Consider the following 11,141-nt stretch of genomic DNA (forward strand, 5'->3'; position numbering starts at 1 on the left):
AATGGCGCTGCCCGCAGCCAAGAACAGCAGGGCTTTGAAGAAGGCGTGGGTCATCACATGGAACATCGCAATCGAATAGGCCGACACGCCCAAAGCCACGGTCATATAGCCCAATTGCGACAGAGTGGAATAAGCCACCACGCGTTTGATGTCGTTTTGAATGGTGCCCAAAAAGCCCATAAACAGTGCGGTAATCGCGCCCACCACCATAATCACGCTCAAGGCGGTGGTGGAAAGCTCGTAAATCGGCGACATACGCGACACCATAAACAAGCCGGCGGTTACCATGGTGGCCGCGTGAATCAAAGCCGAAATCGGCGTCGGGCCTTCCATAGAATCGGGCAGCCAAACGTGCAGCGGGAACTGCGCCGATTTACCCATCGCACCCACAAACAGCAGCAGACAGGTAACGGTAATCAAGCTCCATTCCACACCCGGAAAAAGCTGGATGGTGGCGTGTTGCACGTTGGGCAGATAGGCGAACACATCCGCATAGCGCAGGCTGCCGCCGAAATAGGCCAGCACCAAACCGATGCCGAGAATAAAGCCGAAATCGCCGACACGGTTGACCAAAAACGCTTTCAGGTTGGCGAAAATCGCGCTTTCGCGTTTGAAATAGAAACCGATCAGCAGATACGAAACCAAGCCCACCGCTTCCCAGCCGAAAAAGAGCTGGATAAAGTTGTTGCTCATAATCAGCATCAACATGCTGAACGTAAACAAAGAGATATAGCTGAAAAAGCGTTGGTAGCCGACTACTTCGTCTTTCATGTAGCCGATGGTGTAGATGTGCACCATCAGCGACACGCTGGTCACCACCACCATCATCATCGCGGTCAGGCTGTCCACCAGAAAGCCCACCGAAAAGTCGATGCCGTCCATCGTGAGCCAGGTGTAGACATTCTCGTCGAACTTCGCGCGCGAGCCGTCGATAAAGCCCCACAGCACATAGGCCGACAGCACGGCGGACACCGCCACGCCGAGTATGGTCGCCGTATGCGCACCCGCGCGGCCGATCTGTTTGCCGAACAGCCCCGCCAGCAAACAGCCTGCAAGCGGCGTGAGCGCGATGGCGAGATAGAGAGTCATGTCAGTCATTTTCTTAACCTTATCAGCTTTATCGGTTGGTTTGGTTTCAATCTAAATCGGTTTTATAGGGCGGGATAAACCCCGCCGTTTTCAGTTCAGTAATTCAGGCTGCCTGAAACTTTCAGACGGCCTTAACGCAGCTTACAATCTCAACAATTATTTATCGGCCATAAACATCAAAAGCTACGCGTTATGCAGTTTCAACGCCTCGGACAAAGAACCGGCAAAACGGATTTGTCTGCCTTTGTTGCTCTCAAAAATAAAGTCGTCCAAACGCTTGCTCTCGAATTTGGAAAAGTCCCCGATAATGGCTAAAGACATTTGGTATTGTGCGAACTTTTGCAGTATGTTTCCTGCTGTTCCCGTTTTTAAGTCAAAAAAATCAGGTGCAATATTCTTTTCGTGAAGAATGATTTTATCAAATCCCTGATGAGCCAAATTGCCCAACAAGTCCAATCCGTCTTCAACAGAGCTTAAAATAATTCTTTCCGTGATGATTTCAGCCGCTTTTATGTTGCCGATGGTGTGCGTTTCAATCTTCATCATCCAATCCTTTCAGGCTGCCTGAATGCCGTCTGAAATGTTTCGGATTCTGCTTCTCCCGTGGAAGAAGGATGTCCAGGTTGCTGTCGGCTTTACCGTTTCAGACGGCCTTTCAGCTTTTTTCATATCCTTCGTAATAGTACGACTGTTCAATGCCTTTAAATATCATCTCACGGTTGTCCACGTCATCGGTCAGGTTGTTCTGCAATAAAAAGCGCAATTCCAAATCGTTGACGGGGCTGCGTTCCATTGCCTGCAAATACAGGGTTTTGTCCACGTTTTGCCAGTTCACCACCTTTTTCAGGTTTTTCTTCAGCACCAAATCCAGCCAGATGCGGGTGCTTCTGCCGTTGCCTTCCAAAAACGGGTGGGCGATGTTCATTTCCACATATTTGGCGATGATTTCTTCAAAATTCCGCTCGGGCATCTGCTCGATTTTGGCCAAGGCTTCCTTCAAATACAGGGCGTTGGCAAAGCGGAAGCCGCCTTTGGAAATATTGTCTTCCCTGATTTCGCCGGCAAACCCGTAAAGCCCGCCGAACAGATAGCGGTGGATTTGCTGTAAACCTGCGGTGGTGCCGACTTCGATAAGGTCTATATCGCCGCTTTCAAACAGGCGGTAGGCATTGTTCAGGCTTTGTTCGTCTATGCTTTTCATTGCCGGTTCCGTTCGGATGTTTTCAGACGGCCTACGGATTTGACCCGCAATTTTCCGCCATCCTGTTCAGGGAGATATTCCGCGCAATTCCAACTCTGTCAGCAGCCACAGCCTATCTTCCTTAGCCACTACGCGCCAGTCCCGGTCTGACAGTGCCCCCTCCATCGCCCAAAGCATATTGAGACTGACGGGAACGCCGGCAAGTACCAGTTTTTCGTAGGCACCGACAGAACCTGCTTCACGCAGCTGCGCCACGGTAGTAATGCCGACCCGAGCAAGAGCCATCACACTTTTAGGCCCAAGCCCGCGGAGTTTGGCCAACGGTATATCATCAGCATGCGCAGTAGCAGGCGGAGGGGAAATTCGCTTCATTTTTCGTTTCGTCGGGAAATCCCTTATCGGCCGTGGGTTCCCGCCTGTACTGGGAAGGCGTATTGAGGGTTTCCATCAAGTTGGTCGGGGATTGATGCCCGGCTTTCATTCCGTCTTCAGACGGCCTCCAATCTTTTCAGGCAGCCTGAATGCCGTCTGAAAACATCAGCCTTTGAGCGTATCCAAATCGGCGATGTTGATGGTCTGCCTGTTGCGGTACACCAGCACCATAATCGCCAGGCCAATCGCGCTTTCGGCAGCGGCGACGGTGAGCACGAAGAACACGAAAATCTGCCCTGCGGTGTCGCCGAGGTATTGCGAGAAGGCGATGAAGTTGAAGTTTACCGCCAACAGCATCAGCTCTATCGACATCAGCAGCACCAGCACGTTTTTGCGGTTCATGTAGATGCCCATCGCGCTGATGCCGAACAGGAGCGCGGCCAGCACCAGATAGTGTGTAATCGTAATCATGCTTTGCCCTCCTCGGCTCGGCCGTCTGAAACTTCGGTTTCAGGCTGCTTGGGTTCTTGTTTTACTGCGTCCATTTTTACCATGCGCAGGCGGCCTTCGGCGGCGTTCACTTTTACCTGGTCGGCGGGGTTGATGTATTTTTCATTGGTGGACTTGCGGTGCACCAGCGCGATGGCGGCGACCATGCCGAGCACGAGCAGCACGGCGGCCAGCTCGAACGGCAGCAGGTAGGTGGTGTAAATCTGTCTGCCCAAATCGCGCACGTTGCTGTAATCGGCGGGGATGTCTTTCATCGGGCCGAAAGCGGCGAGGTTAGTGTCGGGCGCAACCAGAATCATGATGAGCACCACGGCCATCAGCACGCCGACAATCGCGGCGGCGGGGGCGTTGCGCCAGAAGCCCGCACGCATTTCTTCGATGTCGATGTTCAGCATCATCACGACAAACAGGAACAGCACCATCACCGCGCCCACATACACCACCACCAGCGTGATGCCGAGGAACTCGGCCTGCATCAGCATCCACATCATCGCGCTCATGCAGAACGTGAGCACGAGATACAGCGAGGCGTGCACGGGGTTTTTGGCGGTTACGGTTTTGAGCGCGCCGAAGAGTATCACGGCGGCCAAAACGTAAAACATGATTAGGGAGAAGGTCATGGTGTTGCTCTTTCTCGGTTGGTTTTTTAATCTTTTTCATGCCGTCTGAAACGGCTTCGGACGGGGTTTTCAGGCTGCCTGAAAACCGTCAGGCCGATACGGTCAATCCGAAATTTCAGACGGTAGGATTTTATCGGGTTGCCCTACTGCCCGCTTATTCAGCTTGGTTGATTTCGGTTTCCAAACGGATAAATGCCTCTATCATTGCACGCCAAACGGCTTCGGCCACGTCGGGCGACAAACCCGCTTCGGCAGCCTGCCTGCGGCGGCCGGCAATCACTTGAAGTACACGTTCGGGAGCGGCCACGGCCTGTATATCGCCGCGCGGTTTCAGACGGCCTGCCTGTTCCACCAGTTGTTGACGCTCTGCCAGCAGGGCAATCAGCTTTTGGTCCAGTTCGTCTATGCTGCGGCGTACCTCATTCAATGTATTCATGGTCGGCTTTCATAAAAGTACCGTACGGGCATTGCCGTCCGACAGCCCTGACTTTATTTTTAATACGATTTTCCGTCCACAGCTTCGCGCGGTAGGGATGTCCAGTCGAAATCGGTCAGACAGCGGGCGTTTACGGCTGCCATGGGTACTCCGTTGAACTCGGCAAAGCTGAACGGCGGCACACCGCAGGTCGGGCAGAATTTGTGCTCTCTCTCACGCTTGTTAAACAGATAGGTTTCAAGCCCATCTGCGCCCGACTCGATGTTGAGCATGCTGCGCGGCACCATCCAAATCAGCCATCCTTTGCGGCTGCAATAGGAACAGTTGCATTCAAAAACTTTTTCGGGCGTACCTTCTACGGTAAAGGTAACGTTGCCGCAATGGCAGCTTCCGTGCAGGGACATGGCGGTTCTCCTTGCTGTGGTTAAACGGTTTTCCGTCGGGCATCAATGCCCGACCTACACCTTTCAGACGGCCTTAACGGTAAGGCGCATCCGCCGCTTTGCGTTTGGCGATTTCGGCTTCGTACCGGTCGCCGATGGCGAGCAGAATCGGTTTGGTCATGTGCAGGTCGCCTTTTTTCTCACCGTGGTACTCGAAGATGTGGGTTTCCACGATGGCATCGGTGGGGCAGGCTTCTTCGCAGAAACCGCAGAAAATGCATTTGGTCAAATCGATGTCGTAACGCGTGGTGCGGCGCGTGCCGTCGGCGCGCTCTTCGCTCTCGATGTTAATCGCCATGGCGGGGCAGACGGCTTCGCACAGTTTGCAGGCGATGCAGCGTTCTTCGCCGTTGGGGTAGCGGCGCTGCGCGTGCAGGCCGCGGAAACGCACGGACTGCGGCGTTTTTTCCTCAGGGAACATGATGGTGTCTTTGCGGGCGAAGAAATTTTTGAGCGTAACGCCCATGCCTTTGACGAGTTCGCCGAGCAGGAAGGTTTTGACTAAATTTGCCATGTTGGTCGCCCTTTTGGTTCTAGGGGTTTGGTAATGGTTTTTTCGGAGGACAGGCTGCCTGAAAGTACGACACCGGTTGTTGTCGGATTTTGACCCAAGCTGCACGCCATCAAAAAGAAAATCCCTGAAATTCAATCAGCCATTGCACATTCGCAGGTTCGCGCAAATCAAAGATGATTTCGTTGCGGTTGAGCGTGGCGATTTTCTCCATATCATCCGCATCCAGTTCAAAGCCGAACAGGTCAAGATTTTCCGCCATCCGTTCGGGGCGGGCGGATTTAGGGATAATCGCCACGCCGCGTTGGTTGAGCCAGCGCAGCATCACTTGTGCCACCGATTTGCCGTGTTTGGCGGCGGTTTGCGTTAAAACCGGGTTGCTGAAAATATCAAATTTGCCTTCTGCCAGCGGACTCCAAGCCTGCTGCACAATACCGTGTTCGGCATGGAATTTCAGTTCGGCTTCGCGTTGGTAGAACGGGTGGGTTTCAAGCTGGTTGAGCGCAGGTTTGATTTCATTCAATGCCATCAAGTCCTGCAAACGGTCGGGGTGGAAATTGCTCACGCCGATTGCTTTGGCTTTACCTGCCTTGTACGCCGCTTCCATCGACCGCCATTGTGCGTGAATGTCGCCCACAGGCTGATGCATCAAATACAAGTCCACATAATCCAAGCCCAAGCGTGCCAATGAGCTGTCCAGTGCTTTGCTTGTGTTTTCGTAGGCATCATGCTTTTGAATCCACAATTTGGTTACTACAAAAATTTCTTCTCGGGGAATGCCGCTTTTGGCAATCGCACGTCCCACGCCTGCTTCGTTGCCGTATACCGCTGCGGTGTCAATCAGGCGATACCCTGCCTGCAATGCCGAAAGCACCGCCTGTTCGGTTTCTTTATCGCCGATTTGGAACACGCCGAAACCGACGGCTGGCATAGTTACACCGTTGTTTAATTGGATGGTTTGCATTTTGGCTTTCCTGTTGAAAAAAGGGGGCAGACTGCCTGAAAACTATTTCCACAAGCTCAACGGCGAAATCATCCACAGGCCGAGCAATACGATGCACACGAAGGTAATCGGTATCAGCACTTTCCAGCCCAGCCGCATGATTTGGTCGTAACGGTAGCGGGGGAAGGTGGCACGTATCCACAGGTAGCCGTAGAGAATGAAGGCCATTTTGGCGAACATCCAAAACGCGCTCGGTGCGCCGATGGTGCCCCAGCTTTGCGGGAAGGGGGAGAGCCAGCCGCCGAGAAACATGATGGCGGTGAGCGCGCCGATGAGTATCATAAAGATGTATTCGGCCAGGAAAAAGAGTGCGAACGCGAAGCCGGAGTATTCGACGTGGAAACCGGCCACGATTTCGGATTCGCCCTCGGCCACGTCGAACGGGGCGCGGTTGGTTTCGGCGACGGCGGAAATCAGGTACACGATGAACACGGGGAAGAGCGCAAACCAGTTCCACGAGAAAATCGAACCGCCCGCGATGCCTTTGGCTTGGCTGGCAACGATGTCGTTGAAGTTCATACTGCCTGAAACCATCACCACGCACACGAGTGCCGCGCCCATGGCGATTTCATAGGAAATGGTTTGGGCGGACGAACGCATCGCGCCGAGGAAGGAGTATTTGGAGTTGGACGCCCAGCCCGCGATAATCACGCCGTACACGGACAGCGAGGTAATCATCAGGATGTAGAGCAGACCCGCATCGACGTTGGCAAGCAGCCATTCGTCGGAAAACGGAATCACCGCCCACGCGGCGAACGCGGGCATCAGAGACATCATGGGGCCGATGTAGAACAGGGCTTTGTTCGAGAGCTTGGGGCGGGTTACTTCTTTAAACAGCAGTTTCAATACGTCGGCAAACGGCTGAATCAAACCCCACGGGCCGGTTACGTTGGGGCCGACGCGCAGCTGCATATAGCCGATGACTTTGCGCTCGAAATAGGTCAGGTAGGCCACGGTAAGAATCAGCGGGGCGAGTATCAGCACGATTTTGACGATGATGGACACCACCAAACCGATGTCGCTGCCGATTGCGCCCAGGCCGAGCTGGTCGGCGAATAAGGCTTGGAACCATTCCTGCATGATTAGGCCCTTTCCAGTTCAATGCTGTTCATCAGTGCGCCCAGCGCGGCGTTTGCGCTGTGCAGCGGCAGGTACACCGTGTTTTCGGGCAGGCTGTCGTCTGCGGCTACGGCTACCTGAACCGCGCCGCCGTTTTGTTTGGCGGTAACCGTGTCGCCGTCAATCAGGCCGAGTGCGGCGAGCGTGAGCGGGTGGACGCGGGCGGCGGGCGTTTGCGCGTGGCTGGTCTGCTGCAAGGGTGCGGAACGGCGCACGACGGGGTCGGTGTGGTAAATGCCCACGCCGCCGACGCGCACGAGTTTGGAGGCCGTCTGAATAATGCTGTCGCCCTGCCAATTGCTCTGGTTGCTCAACCGCGAGGGAATGTCTTCGGCACGCACGGCTTCGGCCAGCACCTGTTCGCTGCTTTCGTGGTCAAAGCCCTGAATACCGAACACGTTGCCCAGCACGCGCAGCACTTTCCACAAAGGTTTGCTCTCGCCCACGCCTTTCACCACGCCGTGGAACGATTGCAGACGGCCTTCCATGCTGACGAAGCTGCCTGAAGTTTCGGTAAACGGCGCGATGGGCAGCATGATGTCGCACACGTCGCGCAGGGTCTCGCTTTCAAACGCGGTAAACGCCATCACGCTCTGCGCCTGTTTCAGTGCGGCCACGGCCGCACCACCGCCGGCAACGTCGATTTCGGGTTCCACATTCATCAGCATTACCAGTTTCTTAGGCGCGGCAACCATCTGCTGCACGCTGTCGCCCGCGTTCACACCGAGCAGGTCGGCGCCGACGCTGTTGGCGGCCTGCGGCAGAATGCCGAGCTTCGCGCCCGTGGCGGCGGCCAAGGCTTGCGCGGCGGCGTAAATGGCGGCGTAATCGGGGTGGTTCTGCACTTCCGCACCAAGAATCACGGCGGCGGTTTCGGCGTTTTTCAGGCTGCCTGAAATGCCGTTTTCAAGGTCTTGCGCCAAGGCTTTCAGACGGCCTGCCCATTCGTTCGGATGAATGATTTCGTGTGCGGCCAAAGGCATGTGCAGGGTTTCGCGGTTGGACGCGATGATGCCCAGCGCGGTACCGTTTTTCGCGGCGCGGCGCAGGCGGGCGGTCAGGAGCGGCTGCTCTTTGCGCAGGTTCGCGCCCACCACCAGCACGGCTTGGGCATTGCCCAAATCTTCGATGCTCATGCCCAGCCACTGCGCCCCTTTCAGGCTGCCTGAAAGACGGCTGTCCTGCTGCATCAGGCGCGTGGAGAAATGTTTGATGTTGAGGCCGTCTGAAAGTTTTTTCGCCAGATACAGCTCTTCCACCGTGTTCATCGGGTTCGCCCACACGCCGATTTGCTCCGCGCCGTCTTCTTTGGCGATGCACTCGACGGTGTGGCGCACATAATCCAGTGCGGTTTGCCAATCCACCTCTTTCCACTCGCCGCCGTGTTTGATTTTCGGCGTTTTCAGACGGCTTTCGTGATACAGGCCTTCGTAAGCGAAACGGTCGCGGTCGGCAATCCAGCATTCGTTGATGGCTTCGTTTTCCAGCGGCAGCACGCGGCGCACGGTGTGGTCTTTGGTTTGCACAATCAGGTTGCTGCCCAGCGCGTCATGGGCGGAAATCGATTTGCGGCGGCTCAATTCCCACGAGCGGGCATCGTAACGGAACGGTTTGCTGGTAAGCGCGCCGACGGGGCACAAATCAATCACGTTGCCCGACAATTCGGTTTCCACCGCTTTGCCGATAAACGGCATGATTTCGGAAAACTCGCCGCGGTTGGCCATGGCGATTTCCTGCATACCGGCGATTTCTTCGGTAAAACGCACGCAGCGGGTGCAGTGGATGCAGCGGCTCATTTCTGCGGCGGAAACCAGCGGCCCCATGTCTTTGCCGACTACCGAGCGTTTTTCTTCGGTGTAGCGGCTGGCGGATTTGCCGTAGCCCACCGCCAAATCCTGCAACTGGCACTCGCCGCCCTGATCGCAAATCGGGCAGTCGAGCGGGTGGTTGATGAGCAGAAACTCCATCACCCCTTCCTGCGCCTGCTTGGCTTTGGCCGAATGGGTGTGCACCACCATGCCGTCGGTTACCGGCGTGGCGCAGGCAGGCAGCGGCTTGGGGGCTTTTTCCACTTCCACCAGACACATGCGGCAGTTGGCGGCGATGGAAAGTTTTTTGTGGTAGCAGAAATGCGGGATGTAGGTACCCAGCTCGTGCGCCGCCTCCATCACCGTCGCGCCCTGCTTCACTGCGATTTGTTTACCGTCGATTTCGATTTGTAACATGGTTGTTTCCTAGTTACGGATTTTTAAAGGTTTTTTGTTTAGGCCGTCTGAAAATTCTGGTAGGTTGGGTTGGAAACCCAACAGTATCTTTTCGTGTCAGACAGCGTTGGGTCATGACCCAACCTACGTACTGAATAAGGTCGGGTTGCATAACCCGATATTTCAGACGGCCTGATTATTTTTTACGGGCTTGCCGCCCAGCGGTTCGCTTTTATTTTCAAAGGCGTTTTTTAGACGGCCTTTGTATTTGTCTAAGACAAACTTTCAGACGGCCTCGGATATTTTCAGCTGTCGGTTTTCTCGGTTTTCAGACTGCCTGAAATTTTTCAGACGGCCTTATTTTTATCTCGCTCTGTTTTTTCAGTTGAGTAGGTTGGGTTGGAAACCCAACAAAATCTTTGCTTTTCAAATAGCGTTGGGTCATGACCCAACCTACGTGCCGCCCGAAACGGTGGATTTACACCCCGCCCTACGCTACGGCAGCAAACCGATAGCGCGGAAGATGCCTATCATGCCTTCGGCGGCGGTGTCGCGGATGATTTTGCCTTCGCTGTTGAAATCGTAAAAATTCATCACGCCGACGGAAAACCGTTTTCCTGTGGGCGGCACGCCCATAAATGTGCCTTGGTGCGTGCCGCTGCATGTCCAGCGCACGGCGATTTTATCGGTTTCGGCAACGGTTTCTTCCAATTTCCACCGTATATCGGGAAAACCCTCGCGCATAAAGCGGATCAGAGCCAGAAATCCCTCTGCACCGTATAAAGGCTCGGGTGAAGCAGGCGTATAGAACGGTGCGGAAGCATCCACCAACTCGTTCATCAGGGCTTCGTCGGCAGTATTGATGGCGGTTTCAAAACGGCTGATTTGGGAACGGATGTCAAAAGTCATGATTGTTTGCTCCATATACGCGGACATTCGGGAAACGCGGCGGGTTTTCGTGTTTAGCAGATAATTCATCAACCTGTTTTCAGACGGCCTGAAATATTGGCTGTTCCGCTAATCCATCCCCTCCCCCAAAAGTCGGGAGAGTTTGGTAGGTTGGGTTGGAAACCCAACAAAAATTTTTACGGTTCAAACAGCGTTGGGTCATTACCCAACCTGCGTACCTGTTTTCAGACGGCCTGAAATATCGGCTGCTTCACTAACCTATCCCCTCCCCCGTCTCCAACGGGGGAGGGTTAGGGTGGAGGCAAGCGCTGCCGCATTGTTTCAATATTTCTGCCAATACATTTTCTGTTTGCTGCAAGACTTCGTTATTCCAAAACCGCACCACGCGATAACCTTGGCTGTTTAAAAATTCGGTTCGCGCATTATCGTAGGCGGCTTGTTCGGCGTGTTGCCCGCCGTCTAACTCGATGATGATTTTGCATTCCATGCTCACAAAATCAACAATATATCCGCCTATGGTTTGTTGTCGGCGAAATTTAATGCCGTTCAACCGTTTGCCGCGCAAGTGATACCACAAACGCTGTTCGGCAAGCGTCATGTTTTGTTTTAGGTTTTTGGCATCGTGCACCGCATCGCCAGCGGCAAAGGCAAACCCGAAGATTTGGAGCTGCTCGACAGCATCGGCAATAACATGGCCGGCCGCACCATCTGCGCGCTCGCCGAC

14 protein-coding genes and 1 pseudogene are annotated in these 11,141 nt (G+C 54.5%); 1 reads left to right on the top strand and 14 read right to left on the bottom strand.

The genetic code is table 11. The features are described 5' to 3' along the window. The 14 genes from ACEYDX_RS07230 to ACEYDX_RS07295 form a co-directional block, all read right to left on the bottom strand. Positions 1-1,098, bottom strand: a 1,098-nt coding sequence (locus ACEYDX_RS07230; RefSeq protein ID WP_373741349.1) for an NADH-quinone oxidoreductase subunit L, incomplete at its 3' end; no start/stop codon positions are given. Between the two features lie 174 nt (positions 1,099-1,272). Continuing rightward, positions 1,273-1,632, bottom strand: coding sequence for a DUF4180 domain-containing protein (locus ACEYDX_RS07235; protein WP_373741350.1), 360 nt, complete (start codon positions 1,630-1,632; stop codon positions 1,273-1,275). Between the two features lie 112 nt (positions 1,633-1,744). After that, positions 1,745-2,290 (bottom strand): protein adenylyltransferase Fic, encoded by a 546-nt coding sequence (gene fic, locus ACEYDX_RS07240; protein WP_373741351.1) that lies wholly within the window; start codon positions 2,288-2,290, stop codon positions 1,745-1,747. A gap of 66 nt (positions 2,291-2,356) precedes the next feature. Beyond that, entirely contained in the window at positions 2,357-2,662 is a 306-nt protein-coding gene (locus ACEYDX_RS07245) for a TfoX/Sxy family DNA transformation protein (RefSeq protein WP_373741352.1), read from the bottom strand. A 165-nt stretch (positions 2,663-2,827) separates the two neighbouring features. Beyond that, complete coding sequence (gene nuoK / locus ACEYDX_RS07250; RefSeq protein WP_373741353.1) at positions 2,828-3,133, bottom strand: NADH-quinone oxidoreductase subunit NuoK; 306 nt, start codon at positions 3,131-3,133, stop codon at positions 2,828-2,830. After that, complete coding sequence (locus ACEYDX_RS07255; RefSeq protein ID WP_373741354.1) at positions 3,130-3,792, bottom strand: NADH-quinone oxidoreductase subunit J; 663 nt, start codon at positions 3,790-3,792, stop codon at positions 3,130-3,132. The genes nuoK and ACEYDX_RS07255 overlap by 4 nt, the downstream gene beginning before the upstream one ends. Before the next feature lie 154 nt (positions 3,793-3,946). Further along, positions 3,947-4,228 carry a chorismate mutase gene (locus ACEYDX_RS07260; protein WP_373741355.1) on the bottom strand — a complete coding sequence of 94 codons (282 nt, stop codon included), beginning with the start codon at positions 4,226-4,228 and terminating at the stop codon, positions 3,947-3,949. Between the two features lie 59 nt (positions 4,229-4,287). Next, positions 4,288-4,632: a GFA family protein gene (locus ACEYDX_RS07265; protein WP_373741356.1), complete on the bottom strand. Its 345-nt coding sequence runs from the start codon at positions 4,630-4,632 to the stop codon at positions 4,288-4,290. Positions 4,633-4,705: 73 nt separating this feature from the next. Further along, positions 4,706-5,185 (bottom strand): NADH-quinone oxidoreductase subunit NuoI, encoded by a 480-nt coding sequence (nuoI, locus tag ACEYDX_RS07270; protein WP_373741357.1) that lies wholly within the window; start codon positions 5,183-5,185, stop codon positions 4,706-4,708. Positions 5,186-5,294: 109 nt separating this feature from the next. Then, positions 5,295-6,146, bottom strand: coding sequence for an aldo/keto reductase (locus ACEYDX_RS07275; protein WP_373741358.1), 852 nt, complete (start codon positions 6,144-6,146; stop codon positions 5,295-5,297). Positions 6,147-6,188: 42 nt separating this feature from the next. Continuing rightward, on the bottom strand, positions 6,189-7,265 hold the full coding sequence (gene nuoH, locus ACEYDX_RS07280; protein ID WP_373741359.1) for an NADH-quinone oxidoreductase subunit NuoH: 1,077 nt from the start codon (positions 7,263-7,265) through the stop codon (positions 6,189-6,191). A gap of 2 nt (positions 7,266-7,267) precedes the next feature. Then, a complete protein-coding gene (gene nuoG / locus ACEYDX_RS07285; protein WP_373741360.1) occupies positions 7,268-9,529 on the bottom strand; it encodes an NADH-quinone oxidoreductase subunit NuoG in 2,262 nt (753 codons plus the stop codon). Positions 9,530-10,003: 474 nt separating this feature from the next. Next, complete coding sequence (locus ACEYDX_RS07290) at positions 10,004-10,417, bottom strand: ester cyclase (protein WP_373741361.1); 414 nt, start codon at positions 10,415-10,417, stop codon at positions 10,004-10,006. A 253-nt stretch (positions 10,418-10,670) separates the two neighbouring features. Then, positions 10,671-11,015: a DUF559 domain-containing protein gene (locus tag ACEYDX_RS07295; RefSeq protein ID WP_373741362.1), complete on the bottom strand. Its 345-nt coding sequence runs from the start codon at positions 11,013-11,015 to the stop codon at positions 10,671-10,673. Positions 11,016-11,027: 12 nt separating this feature from the next. On the opposite strand from ACEYDX_RS07295, the pseudogene ACEYDX_RS07300 reads away from it, so the two are divergent. Continuing rightward, positions 11,028-11,141, top strand: a pseudogene (locus ACEYDX_RS07300) (NADH-ubiquinone oxidoreductase-F iron-sulfur binding region domain-containing protein); the annotation flags it as partial.

This window comes from Neisseria sp. (genome assembly GCF_041804105.1).
Lineage (GTDB): Bacteria > Pseudomonadota > Gammaproteobacteria > Burkholderiales > Neisseriaceae > Neisseria.